General features: G+C 70.2%; 17 protein-coding genes. 8 read left to right on the top strand and 9 right to left on the bottom strand.

The window, feature by feature from the left end; all coding sequences use genetic code 11:
• Positions 1-11 precede the first annotated feature (11 nt).
• The 6 genes from ABT294_RS24805 to lxmK form a co-directional block, all read right to left on the bottom strand.
• Positions 12-1,745 carry an ABC transporter ATP-binding protein gene (locus tag ABT294_RS24805; RefSeq protein WP_350808634.1) on the bottom strand — a complete coding sequence of 578 codons (1,734 nt, stop codon included), beginning with the start codon at positions 1,743-1,745 and terminating at the stop codon, positions 12-14.
• 79 nt (positions 1,746-1,824) lie between these two features.
• The gene (locus ABT294_RS24800) at positions 1,825-2,832 is read right to left on the bottom strand and encodes a methyltransferase (RefSeq protein WP_350808633.1); all 1,008 of its coding nucleotides are present in this window, start codon (positions 2,830-2,832) and stop codon (positions 1,825-1,827) included.
• A gap of 87 nt (positions 2,833-2,919) precedes the next feature.
• Positions 2,920-3,147, bottom strand: a complete 228-nt coding sequence (locus tag ABT294_RS24795; RefSeq protein ID WP_350808632.1) for an LxmA leader domain family RiPP — start codon at positions 3,145-3,147, stop codon at positions 2,920-2,922.
• 53 nt (positions 3,148-3,200) lie between these two features.
• Positions 3,201-3,416: an LxmA leader domain family RiPP gene (locus ABT294_RS24790; RefSeq protein WP_350808631.1), complete on the bottom strand. Its 216-nt coding sequence runs from the start codon at positions 3,414-3,416 to the stop codon at positions 3,201-3,203.
• 5 nt (positions 3,417-3,421) lie between these two features.
• A complete protein-coding gene (locus tag ABT294_RS24785) occupies positions 3,422-4,447 on the bottom strand; it encodes a T3SS effector HopA1 family protein (protein WP_350808630.1) in 1,026 nt (341 codons plus the stop codon).
• The gene (gene lxmK / locus ABT294_RS24780) at positions 4,444-5,598 is read right to left on the bottom strand and encodes a class V lanthionine synthetase subunit LxmK (RefSeq protein WP_350808629.1); all 1,155 of its coding nucleotides are present in this window, start codon (positions 5,596-5,598) and stop codon (positions 4,444-4,446) included. The genes ABT294_RS24785 and lxmK overlap by 4 nt, the downstream gene beginning before the upstream one ends.
• Positions 5,599-5,803: 205 nt before the next feature.
• Between lxmK and ABT294_RS24775 the strand changes: the two genes are divergently transcribed.
• Positions 5,804-6,442 carry a GOLPH3/VPS74 family protein gene (locus ABT294_RS24775; RefSeq protein WP_350808628.1) on the top strand — a complete coding sequence of 213 codons (639 nt, stop codon included), beginning with the start codon at positions 5,804-5,806 and terminating at the stop codon, positions 6,440-6,442.
• Positions 6,443-6,511: 69 nt separating this feature from the next.
• On the opposite strand, the gene ABT294_RS24770 is transcribed toward ABT294_RS24775, so the two are convergent.
• Positions 6,512-6,952 (bottom strand): hypothetical protein, encoded by a 441-nt coding sequence (locus ABT294_RS24770; protein WP_350808627.1) that lies wholly within the window; start codon positions 6,950-6,952, stop codon positions 6,512-6,514.
• Between the two features lie 372 nt (positions 6,953-7,324).
• Here ABT294_RS24770 and ABT294_RS24765 point away from each other — a divergent pair, with 372 nt between their 5' ends.
• Genes ABT294_RS24765 through ABT294_RS24735 form a run of 7 tightly spaced genes read left to right on the top strand, consistent with a single transcriptional unit; the run spans position 7,325 to position 13,945 of the window.
• Positions 7,325-8,842 (top strand): nucleotide-binding protein, encoded by a 1,518-nt coding sequence (locus ABT294_RS24765; RefSeq protein WP_350808626.1) that lies wholly within the window; start codon positions 7,325-7,327, stop codon positions 8,840-8,842.
• Positions 8,839-9,726, top strand: coding sequence for an ATP-binding cassette domain-containing protein (locus ABT294_RS24760; protein WP_350808625.1), 888 nt, complete (start codon positions 8,839-8,841; stop codon positions 9,724-9,726). The genes ABT294_RS24765 and ABT294_RS24760 overlap by 4 nt, the downstream gene beginning before the upstream one ends.
• A 2-nt stretch (positions 9,727-9,728) precedes the next feature.
• Complete coding sequence (locus ABT294_RS24755) at positions 9,729-10,502, top strand: ABC transporter permease (protein WP_350808624.1); 774 nt, start codon at positions 9,729-9,731, stop codon at positions 10,500-10,502.
• A complete protein-coding gene (locus tag ABT294_RS24750) occupies positions 10,499-11,002 on the top strand; it encodes a hypothetical protein (RefSeq protein ID WP_350808623.1) in 504 nt (167 codons plus the stop codon). The genes ABT294_RS24755 and ABT294_RS24750 overlap by 4 nt, the downstream gene beginning before the upstream one ends.
• Entirely contained in the window at positions 10,999-12,096 is a 1,098-nt protein-coding gene (locus ABT294_RS24745; RefSeq protein ID WP_350808622.1) for a peptidoglycan-binding protein, read from the top strand. Before ABT294_RS24750 ends, ABT294_RS24745 begins: the two co-directional genes overlap by 4 nt.
• Positions 12,093-12,758, top strand: a complete 666-nt coding sequence (locus ABT294_RS24740; protein ID WP_350808621.1) for an ABC transporter ATP-binding protein — start codon at positions 12,093-12,095, stop codon at positions 12,756-12,758. The genes ABT294_RS24745 and ABT294_RS24740 overlap by 4 nt, the downstream gene beginning before the upstream one ends.
• A complete protein-coding gene (locus ABT294_RS24735; RefSeq protein WP_350808620.1) occupies positions 12,755-13,945 on the top strand; it encodes an ABC transporter permease in 1,191 nt (396 codons plus the stop codon). The genes ABT294_RS24740 and ABT294_RS24735 overlap by 4 nt, the downstream gene beginning before the upstream one ends.
• Positions 13,946-14,050: 105 nt before the next feature.
• Here the strand turns inward: ABT294_RS24735 and ABT294_RS24730 are convergent, their stop codons facing one another.
• Entirely contained in the window at positions 14,051-14,911 is an 861-nt protein-coding gene (locus ABT294_RS24730) for a DivIVA domain-containing protein (RefSeq protein ID WP_350808619.1), read from the bottom strand.
• Positions 14,908-16,041 (bottom strand): globin domain-containing protein, encoded by a 1,134-nt coding sequence (locus ABT294_RS24725; protein ID WP_350808618.1) that lies wholly within the window; start codon positions 16,039-16,041, stop codon positions 14,908-14,910. Before ABT294_RS24725 ends, ABT294_RS24730 begins: the two co-directional genes overlap by 4 nt.
• Between the last annotated feature and the right edge of the window lie 58 nt (positions 16,042-16,099).

The following is a 16,099-nucleotide window of genomic DNA, read 5'->3' as shown; positions in this document are numbered from 1 at the left end:
CTCCTCGTTCATCAGACCTCGGCGGAGACGGCGGGGCGCAGCATCTGCCCGCGCACGAGCTCGGCGTACTGCTCGCTGTCGCTCATCAGGTGGTCGTGCGTCCCCTGCGTCAGCACCCGGCCGCGGTCCAGGACGACCACGTGGCGGGCGTGCTGCACGGTGGAGAGCCGGTGCGCGACGACCAGCACCGCACGGTCCTCCGCGAGCCGGTCCACGATCTCCCGCAGCCTCCCCTCGTTGACGCTGTCAAGCTGGGACGACGGCTCGTCGAGCAGGACCAGCCTGGCGTCGCTGAGCAGCACGCGGGCCAGGGCCAGCCGCTGCCGCTGCCCGCCTGACAGGTCGCTCTCCGCGCCGAGCGCCGTGTCCAGGCCCTGCGGCATGGACGTGATCTCCTCGCGCAGGCCGACCTGTTCCAGCGCGTCGAGCAGGACCGTGTCGGGCACGGCCGCGTCCAGCCCGAGCAGCAGGTTGTTGCGGACGGTGTCGCGCAGCAGCGTGAACGACTGGTCGACGTAGGCGATCCGGCCGCGCAGCGCGGACAGCGGCCAGTCGGGCAGCTCGCGGCCGAAGACGAGGATCTTTCCGGAGTCGGTCTCCATGAACCTCTCGATCAGGCCGAGCACGGTGGTCTTGCCCGCGCCCGACTTCCCCACGATCGCGGTCAGGCCGCTCGACGGCACGGTGATGCTGACGTCCCTGAGGACCGGCTGCTCCTCCTCGTAGGCGAAGTTCACGCCGACGAGGGCCACGGCGGTGGGCCCCGCCTCGGCGGCGGTGAGGGCCGTGTCGTCCTCGGCCGGGTCGTCCACCTGCTCGTAGGGGAGCGAGAAGATCGCCTCGAAGCGCTGCTTGGCCACCAGGCCCGCCTGCAGGCTGCCGACCGCCTGGATCGCCATGACCAGCGGCGCGGCCAGCTGGAGCAGAAGCAGCAGGAAGGAGACCAGGTTGGGCAGCGAGAGGTCCCCGGCGACGTAGCGGACGCCGCCCCCCATGATCACGCTGACCAGCGCGACCTGCTGGGCCAGGGTCATCACCGGCACCACCATGGCCTCGAGCCGGGCCGCGCCGATCTCCAGCCGGCCCAGTTCCTCGGCCCGCTCCTGGAACCGCCGGGCGACCTGGTTCTCGGCGCGCAGCGCCTTGACGACGGGCAGCGCCTCCAGGGTCGCGACGAAGGTGTCGGACAGCTCGCCGATGCCCGTCTGCAGGGCGGTGAACTTCTTGCGGATCGCGGCGATCACGAACCCGACGCCGACGATCGCGACGAGGAACGATCCGATCGTCACCAGCAGCAGGACCCAGTCGAGGAAGCCCATGATGATCAGCGTGCCGAAGACCTGCAACGCGGCCATCGGCAGCTGCATGGGCCCGACCTCCGTGAGGCCGCGCACCTGGGCGGCGTCCGAGGTGAGGCGGGCGGCCAGGTCGCCGGTGCCCTCGCGTCTGGCGTCCTTCAGGCGCAGCCCGAGCGAGTGTCTCAGGGTGCGGATGCGGAGCTTGGTGACCAGGCCGATGCCGAGCTTGGACAGCAGGTAGCCGGAGAACGTCCCGGTCAGGGCCGCCACCAGGCCGGCGGCGACCATCAGGAGCGCGGTGGAGGTCAGCGCGCCGTCGCCTTTCTGGAGTTCGGCGACGAAGGCCCCGCCGATCAGGGGTAACGCCAGCGTGGTCGCGGCCGACAGCAGGGCGAGCGCCACGATCGCGGCCACCTGCGCCGACTTGCCGACCGTCATCTCGTGCATGAGCGCGAGTCTCGGCTGAGAGGCCTGCTCTTCCACTTCTCCCACCCGTCCCATGAAGCGTGTCATTAGCCTTGGTCCATCAATGGGGGCGGAACTCCAGGAGTGTCCGCATTCTTGTCGCCGGGCCTTCCCACGAGACCTCCAGCCCCGCGGCCGCGCCGAGCCGTTTCAGCTGGCTGGTCGTGCGCACGGGCACCGGCACCGTGCCGGTCAGGAAGAGGCTCATCCGCGCCGCGTCGGGATCGAAGTCGTCGAGCACGATGTTCATGTCCGCCACGAGCACCCGGCCACCGGGCCCGGCCGCCTCACCGCACCGACGGAGGATCTTGGTCGCGTCGGGATCCCGCCAGTCGGCCAGGATCGCCGAGAGGACGTAGACGTCGAACCCCGGCGGAATCGGGTCGAGAAAGCTGCCGGCGATCGCCTCGCAGCGTCCGGTCAGGCCGGCCTCCTCGATCCGCTCGGCCGCCGCGCGCGCCATCCCCGGAAGTTCCAGCACGGCGCCGCGCAGGTGGTCGTGGGCTCGGACGAGTTCGATGACCAGCGTGCCGTTGCTGCCCCCGACGTCCATCACCCGGCGCACACCCGACCAGTCGTAACCGTGGACGATCAGGTCGGCGTCGCCGAACAGGCGGTTCGACGCCTCGCCGCCCAGCCCGTTGGCCTCGTCGGGAACCCCGTTGACGTCCTCCCAGTAGTCCCTGCCGAAGGCCGCCGTGTACCCGACCTCGCCCGTCCGCACGGTGTGCAGGAGGCCCACCAGGCCGAGATCGGCCCGGCCCATCAGCCCGTCCATGCTCAGCCGCTGGCGCAGGCTGCCTGGCGCGGAGTCCAGCAGCGGGGCCCCGAGGTCGGTCACCCCGTAGCCGGTGTCCTCGTCCCAGCGGAGGATCCCGCGGGAGACCAGGTATCGGAGCAGCTTCTTCAGGGTCGCGGGATGCGCGCCGACCTGTTTCGCGAGCGCGGCCCCCGTCGTCACTCCCCCGTCGATGTGGTCCGCCAGTCTCAGCGTGGCCGCGACGCGAATCGCGAGAGGTCCGAGCAGATCCGCCATCTCGGCCAGGTCGTCGCCGTTCGATCCGTGCATCAAAGTCCTCTGGACGTGACGAACACAACCGGCCGGGACGTGGGCAGGCGCCCTGCATATCTCGCCTGCCCACCCTGATCCGGCCTTTCAGCAGCCGAAGGGCCAGGTCCTGTTCCAGATCTCGTGAGTCGCCTTGCTGAAGGCGTAGGTGCCGCCTGCAGCGGTGAGCACCGCGGTGATGGCGCTCGTGGGCGTGATGGCGGGCGCCTCGGATCCGGCGGAGACACTGATCGCCGAGGCGTCGGTGTAGGCGCCGTAACCCGAAGTGAGCTCCATGATGGCCGTCGTCTTGGCGGCCTTCGCTCCATCGTTCACTCTCTGGTCCTCCCCTCATTCACCTAGCTGGGTCGGTGTCGCGTGAACGACGGTCACTTGACCGTGAACCAGCCCGTGACGGCGCTGATGCCGGCCGACACCCAGGTGGCGCACTTGAGCGAGCTCACGTGCGCGGAGTACCTGATGCTGAACCAGATGCCGGGGGTGATCTCCGGAGCGTCGGAGACGGCGCCGATCTGCAGCTCGCCCGGCTCCGCGTACGAGTCGTAACCCGCGACCAGTTCCATGATGGCGGTGCTCTTCGTCATGGTGTTCACCTCCTTTCCACGGGAGTGGCCTGAACCGAAAACAAGGGGCATGTGCACCTGCCCCCTGCAACCGCCTCAGGCGAGGTCCGGTTGCGTGCGAGATCGCACGGGTCGATGTTGGCCTCGGCGAACTTGGCGGCGACGGCCTCGGCGAACGTCACCCCGCCGGTCGCGGCCTCCACGAGCGCCTGGGCGACCACGCCCGCCCGGTGCTGGCCGAAGCTCATGCCCTTCATGGCCGGCCGCCGGTCGTCGGGCTCCCACGCGGTCGCCACCCCCGGCCCCAGCCGGCGGGCGAACGCGGACGTCTCGTCCCCGACACCGGGCAGCCCTGCGACCAGGTCGGCGAGCTCGGACGCGAGCCCGTGCGAGGGGGTGCCGAGGTAGACCACGAGCGCGTCGCGCCGCGGGTAGAGCAGCGGCGAGGACAGCACCTTCGCCCGGTACTCCGCCCCTCGCTCCTCCAGGTGAGACAGGACCCCGGCCCAGACGTCCCCCGCCCGTCGCGGGTCCGCCAGGTGGATGTACACCCGCAGCAGGACGTCGTCCCTGCTGCCCGCCGCCGAGCCGTGGACGAAGAAGAAGCCCGGTGAGAGCGCCGGCCGCATGGGCGACAGGGCCAGGTCGACCGTCCGCCCTCGGGTGAGCGGCGGCTCGGTCAGGATCCTGTCCCGAGGCACCCAGACGCGCGGTCCACCGCACTGGACGAGGACCATCGAGCCCTCCTCGGCGGCCACCGTCTCGCACAGGACACCCGGCGCCACCATCCTCGCGTGCGGGACGCGCTCCGCGAGGACCCGTTCGAACTCCCGGTCCCTGATGTGGAACGGGAGCGGCCCGTCACCGTCCGGACGCCTGCCGGAGTGGAAGACCTCGTAACAGGTCTGGGCGAGTCTGACCCCCAGCTCCAGCGAGCTCTCGGCCTCGACCGTGACGTCGGCGACGGTGGCCCGGAGCCGGTCGAGATCGACGTCGACCGCGTCCAGCACCGGGAGGAGGGCGCTGGGCACCGTCAGGTCCGCGACGCTCACTCTTCCTCCAGTCCCAGGGCGATCGTGAAGCGCTCCGGCGTCAGCAGCGCGGTCCGGCCGATGCCCGCGGCGGCCCGCTCGATCCCGGAGAGCTTCGCCGAGCGCGATCCCGAGGCGAGCAGGCGGTCCATCATGTGCCAGCCCGCGAAGGCCGTCGCCCGTACCGCGAGCCCCTCGTCGAGCTCGGCGAGCCGCGGCCTGGCGGCCAGGTAGCCCAGCCAGAAGCTGTGGATGCGCGGGCGGAGCCGTTCGATCTTCTCCGTGCCCCGCTTGATGACCAACTCGTGTGTCAACTCGGCCTGCTCGAAGACCGCCTCGTCGCCGCGCGAGGTCACGATGTCCAGGATGGAGCGGAACAGCCATTCGCCGGCGAAACCGCCGACGTCACGGGCCGGGTCGCCGAGCCGGAAGTCCTCCCAGTCGGTGACCAGGAATCCGCCGTCGTCCAGCAGCAGCTGGTCGACGCGGAAGTCCCCGTGGACGGGCGTCTTCGGCGCCTGCCGCTCCCGCTCGCACAGCTCGACGATCCCCCGCGTGAGCTCGGGGTCGCCGTGCAGGATGCTCCAGGTCTCCAGCTCGCCGAAGCTCAGGTTGTGCCACATGTCCAGCGGCAGCCCGCGCAGCAGCTCCAGGTCCGGCAGCGGGAAGGGGCCGTCGTCCAGCTCCTCTCCGGCTTCCGGGACGGTGCTGTGCAGCAGGCCGATCGCCTCGCCCACGCTCCGTGCGAGGTCGTCGCCGAACGACTCGTCCAGCATCGACTCGGCGCCGGTCGTGGCTCCGTCCACGTACTCGAACGCCACGAGACGGGCGTCCTCGTCGGCCCCGAGGAACCCGGGCGTCCGGAGGCCGTCCGTGAGGAGTGGCCTGGCCGCCCTGAAGCGCTCGAAGGCGAGCATGCGCCGCAGGCGCGGCAGCACGTCTTCCCCTCCGACGAGACGCTTGACGAAGACCTTGCGGCCGCCGGCGGTCTCGCCCGCCCACACCTCGTTGCGCCCCACGGGCGCCACCACCGTGTCACGGTCGAAGCGGCCGTAGCCGCTGCGACCGAGAAAATCCTCGACCTCGGGAACCCGGTCGAGGTCGATCGGTGCGATCCCCTCTTTCCCCCGTTTACCTGTGCTGCTCTTCTCCTGCTGCTTCAGCGCCGTCATTGTCTCCCCGTCTATCGACCCCCGGGCGCGGAGCTGCTCGAACGAAGCCGCTCAAGTTGTTCGGGGCAAAGCTAACAATTGCCACTTCCTTCTGGCTTCCTCGAAGGTTCCGGGCTGTTTCGACGGCGTCCGCATGATAGATGTCACATTCTGCCGATGACATCGGGATCTGTTCGTGCCTGCGCGCGGGAATCAGACTCGTGATATGTCCACAGCACAGCTGACCATCGCGGAAGAGCTCGTCCTGCTGGCTCACCGAGAGCACGACGGTAAGCCGCTGATCTCCAACATGATTCTCGATATCGGTCTCATCGCCGCCGACCTCGCCGAGCTGGCGGAGCGCGGGAAGGTAAGGCTGTCAGGCAGGGACCTGGTCGTGGCCGACCAGGGACCGGTCGGCGACCCTGAACTGGACGCCGTGCTGGCCCGCATGGTCAAGGTGGGGAAGGCCCTTCCGCCCCGCCGTTGGCTGGACAAGGTCAACCCGATGGGCAGGCGCAAGCGTTACCTGCAGCGGCTCTCGGAGCGCGGCGCGCTCAGCGCCGAGAAGCGCAGGATCCTGGGGCTGTTCCCCGTCGAGCGCTATCCGGAGGCGGATCCGACGCTGGAGCGCGAGATCAGGGACCGGCTCGGCAAGGCCCTGCGTGGCAGGCAGCCCGACTCCCGGACCGTCGCCCTCCTCGCCGTGGCGCACAGGAGCGGTCTGACCAAGCAGCTCTTCGCCCCTTCGACGACGAAGCGGATCGAGGAACTGATCGACAAGGACTGGGCGGGCAAGGCCGTCAAGGCGTACGTCGACGAGTCGAACGGGAGTGTGGCGGTAGTAGCCGCCGCCGCGACCTAACATCTCATGTGTACGGCTGACGCCGGACTCCTGCATAGTCCGGCGCCAGCCGTACGCCTTCGGGGAAGGTCAGTTGGAGAAGTACTGCTTCGCGCTGCCCGACAGGAGCAGGGCGATGACGATCACCGACAGGACGACCGAGACCGCGGTGCCCAGGTAGGAAGCGGTGAGCACGCCGCTGACGACGGTGAGGACCGCCGACACCGCGAAGAGCCAGATAATAGCGTTGCGCGTGCCGGCCTGACGGCGCGGGATCCTGATCACCAGCACCAGCTCGGCCACCAGCAGCACGGCCGAGATCACCATCAGGCCCCACATCACCCCCATCGGGGGCATCTGGCCGCCGAGGGTGGCCATGGCGTCGTCCGACGAGAGCGCGGCGACCGCCACGAGCCCGAGAACTCCCACCACCAGGGAGATCGCCCCGAGCACCACGCCGATCCACATGAGCACCTGGACGGCCCTGACTCCGCCCGGCATCGCCGGGACCAACTCGTTGTCATGTGTCATTCGTCTTTCCTTTCCGAGACACACAGGAAGCGTAGAGGAGTGGATCAGTCACACTCCAGCGTCTGAAAGTCTCAGAACAATTGCGGCAATCTCACGAGTCACACCAATCACGAAATTCACGAAAGGGATAAATTGGACATTTGCCGTATAGAACCGAAAATACGGGCGGTCACATATTTGGTCTTCAGGTTTGACAAGTCCGCTTGTAGGTTGTTATGCGTGGGGTGATCTGGCAGCGGCATATGCGCGTCAAGCGCGGACGGGTGAAGCATGCACGACGGGCCGGATGAACAGTTACAGGGGAATGTCGACGACCAGATAACGGTCGAGGTGAACGGGGAAGGCGTCCTGGATCCGGATCAGACACGCACCATGCGTTTCCCTCCGCCCAACCGCTCCATCGGCCTGCCCGCCGTCGACCCGCCGCCTGCGTCGCCCGCGCCCTGGCGGCAGCAGGACCCGGACGAGCCGGAAGCGTCCGCGCCACCTCGGCGCCAGGGGCACTTCGACGCGTTCAGCGCCCCCGACCAGGCCGTCCGGAAGCCTCCGACAGCTCCCGACCAACCCGCGTGGAAGCCCCCAGCGGCTCCCGACCAGGCCGCGTGGAAGCCCTCAGCGGCTCCAGGCCCCGAACCGGCCGCGTGGAAGCCCCCGGCAGGCCCTCCCGACCTCGGCCAGACCGGCTGGACCCCCGCCGGCCCCGAACCAGCCGTCCCCGAGCGGGCTGTCCCGGAACGGGCCCCGGGGTCTGCCGTCCCGGGGTCTGCCGTCCCGGAACGGGCCGCCGCCGAGCGCGCGATTCCGGAACGGGCCGCCGCGGAGCGCGCGGTTTCGGAGCGGCAGGCCAACGGTGCGCGGCCCGCCGGACAGAACCCCGAGCCGCCCGCCTCACCGGCACCCCGGCCCGACCAGGTCGTGTTCCCGCCGCCGGACCAAGAGGCGTTTCCCGGCAGCACGTCGTCCGAGAGCCTGCGCCCCGACCGGCTGCTGCGCACGCGCAGGCGACCCCCTGTGGGCGGCTGGCGCAGGGCCGTGTTCCAGCTGACCGGCGGCCTGATACGCCCGCCCGACTCCAAGGCGGAGCGCCGCCGGCAGGAACTGATCGAACGCATCAGGCAGCCCGTCGCGCAGGGCCACTTCAGGGTCGCCGTGATGAGCCTCAAGGGCGGCGTGGGCAAGACCACGACGACCATCGGGCTCGGCTCCACCCTGGCCCACCAGCGCGGCGACCGGGTCATCGCGGTCGACGCCAACCCCGACCGCGGCACCCTGTCGGAGAAGCTCCGGCTGGAGTCGCCCGCCACCGTCCGCCACCTGCTCAACGACCGCGGCGGCATCTGGCGCTACGCCGACGTGCGCTCCTACACCTCCCAGGCGCCCTCGCGGCTGGAGGTGCTCGCCTCCGACCGCGACCCGGCGATCTCCGAGGCGTTCAACGCCGACGACTACCGCGCCGTCGCCCAGATCCTGGAGCAGTTCTACTCCATCGCGATCACCGACTGCGGCACCGGCATGCTCCACTCGGCGATGACCGCCATCCTGGACATGGCCGACCAGATCGTCCTGGTCAGCCCGGTCACCGTCGACGGCGCCCGCTCGGCCTCGGCGACCCTCGACTGGCTCCAGGCCCACGGCCACCAGGATCTGGCCAGGGACGCCGTCGTGGTCCTGTCGGCGGTGAAGAACCCGCGCAGGAACGCCGTCAACGTCGAGGAGCTCAAGGGGCACTTCTCCAAGCGCTGCCGGGCCGTGATCGGCGTGCCGTTCGACCCGCACCTGGAACAGGGCTCCGAGGTCGACCTGGACCTCTTACGCACCGACACGCGCGACACCTACCTCGAGGTGGGCGCCACGATCGCAGATCGTTTCGGCAGGCGAGCGGACCCATGACGCCGCTGCTCCGTGTCACCGACCTGAGCAGGTCACCCGCTCTGGAGGAGGTGTCACTGTCCGTCGAGCGCGGCGAGGTCGTCTGCGTCGTGGGCCCTCCGGGCAGCGGCAAGACCGCGTTGATGGAGTGCCTGGCCGGCGCCGCGGACCCGGACTCGGGGCAGGTCGAGATCCTGGGCACGACGGTGGGCCCCGGCGTCCGGCGCCCTCCCGGCATGGCCGTGAACCTGCGTGACGAGAGCCCTCCCGCGCGGATGAAGGTCGCCGAGGCCGTCTCCCTGTTCTCCCGCCTGTACGGCACACGCGGCCTGCCCGCGCGCCTGGTCGACCTGCTCGACCTGGAACCACTGCTGCCCAAGCGGTTCTCGGCCCTGACCGAGGGCCAGCGCAGACGGGCCATGATCGGGCTGACCCTGGTCGGCAACCCCGAACTCGTCCTGCTGGACCAGCCGACGTCCGGGCTCAAGGAGGGCAGCAGGCAGCGCGTCGAGCAGACGATCTCCGAACTGCGCACCGGCTACGGAGGGGTGTGCGTCACGCTCGACGACCTGGCGCAGGCCGAGAGGCTGGCCGACCGGGTGGTGCTGCTGCGCGACGGCCAGGTCCTCGCGGAGGGCTCGCCGTCGCGGCTGATCAGGTTGCTCGGCTCGACCTTCGTCCTGCGGGTGCCGCCGACCATGCGGGTCGACCGGCTGCGGGACGTGCGCGTGCTGCCCTGCGCCACCTCCACGTACCTGTACGGCTCGCGGCAGGCGCTGGAGGAGGCGATCCAGGAGCTGTCGCCCATGAGCGGCGACCGGATCTGGTCGATCCGCCCTCCCACGCTGAGGGACGCCTACCTCACCCTGTCCGCCGTCCGCGAGCCCGCCGCTCTGGAGTCCTAGCCATGACGGGTACGTTATGGGCGCTGGTCCGCACCGAGGTGACCCTGCTCGTGCGGACGCCGCTCGCGCTGTTCGCCGCCGTCGCCCTGCCGTTCGCGGTCCTGCTGCTGATGGTGCTGTTCATCGGGTTCTCCTTCCCCACGCTGGAGTTCGGGGCCATGCCGGGGGTCAGGGTGATCGACAGGCTGCTGCCCGAGATGGCGGGCACGGTCGCGACGGCGGTCGGGATCACGTTGTTGACCACGCACGTCGCCGACAGCCGCGCCCGCGGGATGCTCAGGTGGCTGCGCCGTACCCCGATGCGCGAGGGCTCGTACCTCGCGGCCCAGGCGATCGCGGCCGGCGTGCTGGTCGTCGCCTCCACGGCGCTGTTCACCGCGGCGACGTTCGCGATCTACGGCCTGCCCCGCTCGTGGCACCCGCTGAACCTCGTCGGCGCCACCCTGATCGTGACGTACTGCGCCTTCAGCACCGGCCTGCTGCTCGGCGGCCTGCGGATGCCGCCGGCCGGGGCGCGGGTGGCGGCCCCGCTCTGCTTCGCGCTGCTGTTCGCCGGCAGCGGCCTGGGTGTGCCCCGCGAGGGGTGGGCGGGGGTGGCGCCGTGGTTCTACGAGATCACCAACTACAACCCGCTGGCCCAGCTGAACGACTTCGTCTTCAACGCCTACCTGGGCCGGCTCTCCGGCACCTGGCCCGTCGTGGCCGGGCTGCTCCTGACGGCCGTCGTGGTGAACCTCGTGACCAGGCGCTCCTTCGACTGGGACGGACGGCCATGAGCAGAGTCCTGACAGCCGTGCTCCTGCTCTCGCTGCTGGTCGCCGGGTGCGCCCAGCGGGACGAGCGGCACCCCCTCGCGATCGCCATCGCGGGCACCCCGGCCGCCGCGGCCTCGGCCGCGCCCAAGGCGTCGGCCGCGGCCACGGTCGACCCGAACGACGCCCTGCTCAAACTCGCCCAGTGCCTGCGCCAGAACGGCATCGACGTGCCCGATCCCGGCTCCCCCGAGGAGAAGACCTGGCAGTACAAGGGTGACCAGGCCACCCTGCAGAAGGCGGTGAAGGCCTGCGAGAAGTTCGCGGCGCAGATCCCCAACCCGATGAACGACCCGAAGACCCGCGACGAGCTGGTCAAGTTCGCCCGTTGCATGCGGGAGCAGGGCATCGACGTGCCCGACCCGCCCCAGCAGAACACCGGCCTCGACCCCAACGACCCGAAGTTCCAGAAGGCCGCGGAGGCCTGCGCGAAGCTGCTGCCGAGCCAGGGCGGCACGCAGTGAACGGGCGGCTCAGAGGGGTCCTGGTCGCGCTGGGCGTCGTGGCCGTCGGCAGCGCCGTCACCGCCGGCGGCGTCCACGCCTCGGCCGCGCTCTTCGACACCGGCCCGCGGGCGAAGGTGGCCGGCACGCCGACCGCCCGTCCGGTGGCCGCGGCCACCAAGGAGATCACCCGCGGCGACCTCGTCGACGAGGAGAGCGTCGACGGGAAACTCACCTACGCCGGCAGCCGCACGATCAAGGCCGGCTCGGGAGGCACGATCACCAGCCTCCCCACAGAGGGAAAGGTCATCAACCGCGGCGAGGCGCTCTACCACGTCGACCGCGAGCCGCGGATCCTCCTGTACGGCAAGCTCCCCGCCTACCGGACGCTCAGGCAGGGGGTCGGCAAGGGCCCGGACGTCAAGCAGCTCGAACGCAACCTCCGCGCCCTCGGCTTCGGCAAGGGCGTGACGGTCGACACTCGCTTCACCAGCGCGACGGCGAAGGCCGTGCGGAAGTGGCAGAAGCGCACCGGCATGAAGAGGGACGGCGAGGTGACGCCCGCCGACATCGTCTTCCTCTCCGACGCCGTACGAGTGAGCGGCACGAACGTCGAGGTGGGCGACCAGATCGCGCCGCAGCGACCGGCGCTGGAGGTCACCGCGACGGACAGACTGGTCCGCATCAACCTGGACGCCGACAAGCAGGACATCGCCAAGGTGGGCCGGAAGGTCACCGTCAAACTCGCCACCGGCAAGAGCGTCACCGGCAGGATCTCGCGGGTCGCGAAGGTCGCCAAGGCCGTCAAGCGGTCCGACAACCAGGAGAGCGGCGCCACCGTCGAGGTGGAGATCAAGGTCGCGGACCGGTCGCTCGGCTCGCTGGACGAGGCGCCGGTGACCGTGGAGCTGCAGCGCCAGCGGGCGGAGAACGTCCTCACCGTGCCGGTGGAGGCCCTGCTCGCGCTGCCCGACGGCGGCTACGGCGTGGAGATCGTCGAGCAGGGGCACGCCAGGCGCGTCCCGGTGCGTACCGGCTCCTTCGGCAACGGCCGGGTCGAGGTGAGCGGCACCGGGCTCACCGAGGGCATGAAGGTCTCGGTATCGGGCCGATGAACATCCTGGAGATCCGCGGCGTCAGCAAGAGCTACGGCAAGGTGCACGCCCTGCGCAACGTGGACCTGACCGTCCGCAGGGGCGAGATGGTGTCGATCGTCGGCCCGTCCGGGTCGGGCAAGTCGACCCTGCTGCAGATCGCGGGCACCCTCGACCGGCCGACGTCCGGGACGGTGCGCGTGGCCGGCCACGACGTGAGCGTGCTGTCCGACAGCGAGCTGTCGGCGCTGCGCGCACGCTACATCGGCTTCGTCTTCCAGCAGTTCCACCTGTCGCCCGGCTCGTCCGCGCTCGACAACGTCGCGGACGGCCTGCTCTACTCCGGGCTGTCCAGGAGGCAACGGCGCGACCGGGCGGCGGCGGCGCTCGACCGGGTCGGGCTGGGCAACCGCCTCGCGCACCGGCCGCACCAGCTGTCGGGCGGGCAGATGCAGCGGGTCGCCGTCGCCAGGGCGGTCGCGGGCGAGCCGCCGCTGCTGCTCGCCGACGAGCCGACCGGCAACCTCGACTCGGAGGCGGGCGCCGAGGTCATGTCGCTCTTCCGCAAGCTCAACGCGGGCGGCGTCACCATCGCGATCATCACGCACGACTCCGAAGTGGCGATGGCCTGCCCGCGCCGGATCCGGGTACGCGACGGCCTGGTCAGGTCCGAGGTGTCATGACAGCGCTGCGCCCCGCCCGGCTGCGGCCGACGGACCTCGCCCGGCTCGGCGCCTCAGGGCTGCGGGCCAGGCCCGTCCGGGCGATCCTCGCCGCGCTCGGGATCGCCATCGGGATCGCCACCATGGTCACGGTCGTCGGCATCTCCGCCTCCAGCCAGGAACAGCTGCTGCGCCAGCTCGACGCGCTCGGCACCAACCTGCTGCGGGTGCAGCCGGGAGACAGCCTCTTCGGCGACAAGGCCAAGCTGCCCAAGACCGCCGCCGACATGGTGAAACGGATCGACGGCGTCACCAAGGCCGGCCAGACCGGCGAGACGGGCACCACCGTCCGGCGCACCGACCTCATCCCCAGCGGCGTCTCCCTCGGCATCACCGTCCAGGCGTCCAGCCTCGACCTGCTCGACACCCTCGACGGCAGGGTGCGGGCCGGCACCTGGCTCAACGCCGCCACCGACCGTCAGCCGGCGGTGGTGCTCGGCGCGGTGGCCGCCGAGCGGCTCGGCCTGACCAGCCCCGGCGTGCAGGTCTGGATCGGCAACCGGTGGTTCGCCGTCATCGGCATCCTCGACAGGATGCCGCTGGCCGAGGAGATCGAACGGTCCGCGCTGGTCGGCTTCCCCGCCGCCAAGGAGTACCTGAACCACGACGGGCACCCGACCACCGTGTACGAGCGGTCGTCGGACGAGTCCGTCGAGAGCGTCCGCGCGGTGCTGGCCCGCACGGTCAACCCGGAGAGCCCGAACGAGGCCCAGGTCAGCAGGCCGTCGGACGCGCTCAAGGCCAAGGCCGCGGCGGCGGGCGCGTTCACCGGGCTGATGCTCGGCCTCGGCGCGGTCGCCCTGTTCGTCGGCGGGGTCGGCGTGGCCAACACCATGGTGGTCGCTGTGCTGGAACGCCGCAGGGAGATCGGGCTGCGCAGGTCGTTCGGCGCGACCAGAGGCCAGGTGCGCAGCCAGTTCCTCGTCGAGGCGCTGCTCCTGTCGGCCTTCGGCGGGGGCGCCGGGGTGCTGCTCGGCGCGCTGGCCACCTTCGGCTACGCGCAGATCAACTCCCTTCCAGCCGTGGTGCCCCTGTGGGCGCTCGGCGGCGCGCTGGGCACGACGGTGCTGATCGGCGCGCTGGCCGGCATCTACCCGGCGCTGAGGGCGGCCCGCGTCCCGCCGACCGTGGCCCTCACCGGTCAGTGACCCGACGAGCGTCCGCCGACCGTGGCCCCTCAGCACTCAACGAGCGGCCCGCGTTCCCCGACCGTGGCCCCCGGCGCCCCGTGAGACGCCGCCTCGCCCGACGGGTCAGTGCGGCAGTTCGGTGATCTCCGGTGAGGCGCCGATGTCCTCCGTCGTCTCCCACTCGTCGAGGTTCATCAGCAGCAGTTCGAAGTAGTCGCGCAGCTTGCCGCGGTACTGGCGGTTGGCGGCGCGCAACCGGGCGGCCTCCCGTTCCCACGACTCCGCGCCCGCCGCCGTGCCCTGCTCGGCGTTCGCCTTCGCCATCAGCTCGCCTCGCCTGCGGCGGGCGTCCTCGATCAGCTCGCGGCTGTAGCGCTGGGCGTCCTCGATGTACTGGTCGGCGGTCTGCTGGGCTTGCGACAGCAGGCTGGCCGCGTACACGTGCGCTTCCTGTACCCGGCTCGCCACCGACTGCGACTCGGCGTGGCCCGGCTCGACCCGCGCCAGCCTGGCCCCTCTGCTGACGGGCGCCGTCGCCTCGATCTCTTCGTGCTGTTGCTGGGGCTGTGGAGTCGCCGACGGGGCCTGTGACAGGGCCTGGGACGGCGCTCGTGACGGGGCCGAAACGGAGTCGCGCAGGAGCGTGAGCTCCGCTTCGAGCGCGTTCTTCTCCCGGGTGAGCAGGGTCAGCTCCTGTTCCACCCGGTCGAGAAGGTTGTTGACCTGGTGCTCGTCCAGCCCTCGCTTGCCCAGCGGGGCCCGCCTGAAGACCACGGCCCTGAGCTGCGCGGGCGTGAGCCGCTCAGCGGACTCCCCGTTCGACGGCTCCGCCGACTGCGGTTCGTCCCACTGCGGCTCCTCCCATGAGCCACCTGTCGCCTCGCCGGGCTCGTACCACCGCGCGACCTCGTTGTCGCCCGCGCCGTTGCTGTTGCCGTTGCCGTTCTCGGACGTGACGTGGAACTGCTGTATCGGGTCATTCATGTGGCGAACCTCTGTGACGGCGCGACCGCGCTCGCGAACCTCTCCAGTCGTATGCGGTTGTCGGTGAATCCGTTTCCTCGCAGCACGCTCACCGTGCTCTCGACCATGGCGGGCGGGCCGCACACGTACGCGTCGTACCCGTCCCACCGCCCGTAGCGGCTGATGACCTCGCTCACCGTTCCGGACGTGGCGACGTCCTGGTCGTCGATCTCTGACAGGGCGGCCCTGACGCTGAGCCACGAGTACCTTTCGGCCCAGGTGCGCAGGATGTCGAAGTCGTAGAGCCCGTCGGGTTCGCGCGCGCCGACGAACAGGGAAACCCAAGGGGGCACCGGTAACCTGGTCACATGCTCCAGAACTGCCTTTATCGGAGCAAATCCAGTGCCACCGGCAACAAGCAGGATATTTCGTCCTGTGTTCGGATTTAATGTGAGAGTTCCGACGGGTGCGCCGAGCTGGACGACGTCGCCTTCCTGCACCTTTCTGACCAGGGTCTGGCTCACCGCTCCATCGGCTTTCACGTGAAGCTCAATGGTGTTGTCCTGCCGTGGCACATTTGCCATCGAATAATATCGCCACATATTCGGCCACTGCCCGACCTCGACGGGCACCGACTGGCCGGGGACGTACGGGAACGGCTCGCCCACGAGCAGGCGTAACACCGCCGTGTCGATCGTCCTGCGCTCGTGGCTGATCACCTCGGCGGACCAGCGTGGCGGCCTGACGGTCGAGTCCTGGCGGGCGCCGTCGGCCAGGGCCTGCGCCAGCACGGCCAGGAACTCCCGCCACTCCCGCTCCAGCCCCTCGTCCCAGGCGCTGCCGGAGAAGCGTTCCATGGTGTTCACCACGCTGGCGGCCCACTGCGCGTAGTGCTCACGCTCGGTGCCGAACTTCCGGTGACTACGGGCCAACTGGTGCAGGTACGGCGTGATCTCGACAATGTTCCCGGAATTCTCCACCGCGAAAGCGAGCGCGGTCATGAGGCGCTCGCGCTGGCTCTTCATGTTGACCGGAAACATTTCGCGGAGATTCGGCGCCCGCATGAACATGTCGGAGAACAGATATAACGGCACGCCATCCCCGTACTTGGCGACCAGCTCGAAGTTGTCTCTGATTCGCTGAAAGCCCAACGCGGCCCCCCGGCGTCGCAGCACATCGGAAACATGTGGCCGAACTTAGTCTAGACAG

This window comes from Nonomuraea sp. NPDC000554, from assembly GCF_040300065.1.
Lineage (GTDB): Bacteria > Actinomycetota > Actinomycetes > Streptosporangiales > Streptosporangiaceae > Nonomuraea.
Note: the sequence above shows the minus strand (reverse complement) of the source record. Positions and strands in the feature narration are given on the sequence as shown.

Bases quoted from the DNA above. Each gene is read 5' to 3' on its own strand.
- ABT294_RS24760 (WP_350808625.1), top strand. From the start codon at position 8,839: ATGACGCCGCTGCTCCGTGTCACCGACCTGAGCAGGTCACCCGCTCTG.
- ABT294_RS24790 (WP_350808631.1), bottom strand. From the start codon at position 3,416: ATGACGAAGAGCACCGCCATCATGGAACTGGTCGCGGGTTACGACTCG.
- ABT294_RS24730 (WP_350808619.1), bottom strand. From the start codon at position 14,911: ATGAATGACCCGATACAGCAGTTCCACGTCACGTCCGAGAACGGCAAC.
- lxmK (WP_350808629.1), bottom strand. From the start codon at position 5,598: ATGACGGCGCTGAAGCAGCAGGAGAAGAGCAGCACAGGTAAACGGGGG.
- ABT294_RS24765 (WP_350808626.1), top strand. From the start codon at position 7,325: ATGCGTTTCCCTCCGCCCAACCGCTCCATCGGCCTGCCCGCCGTCGAC.
- ABT294_RS24775 (WP_350808628.1), top strand. From the start codon at position 5,804: ATGTCCACAGCACAGCTGACCATCGCGGAAGAGCTCGTCCTGCTGGCT.
- ABT294_RS24805 (WP_350808634.1), bottom strand. From the start codon at position 1,745: ATGCACGAGATGACGGTCGGCAAGTCGGCGCAGGTGGCCGCGATCGTG.
- ABT294_RS24770 (WP_350808627.1), bottom strand. From the start codon at position 6,952: ATGACACATGACAACGAGTTGGTCCCGGCGATGCCGGGCGGAGTCAGG.
- ABT294_RS24740 (WP_350808621.1), top strand. From the start codon at position 12,093: ATGAACATCCTGGAGATCCGCGGCGTCAGCAAGAGCTACGGCAAGGTG.
- ABT294_RS24755 (WP_350808624.1), top strand. From the start codon at position 9,729: ATGACGGGTACGTTATGGGCGCTGGTCCGCACCGAGGTGACCCTGCTC.
- ABT294_RS24800 (WP_350808633.1), bottom strand. From the start codon at position 2,832: ATGCACGGATCGAACGGCGACGACCTGGCCGAGATGGCGGATCTGCTC.
- ABT294_RS24750 (WP_350808623.1), top strand. From the start codon at position 10,499: ATGAGCAGAGTCCTGACAGCCGTGCTCCTGCTCTCGCTGCTGGTCGCC.
- ABT294_RS24735 (WP_350808620.1), top strand. From the start codon at position 12,755: ATGACAGCGCTGCGCCCCGCCCGGCTGCGGCCGACGGACCTCGCCCGG.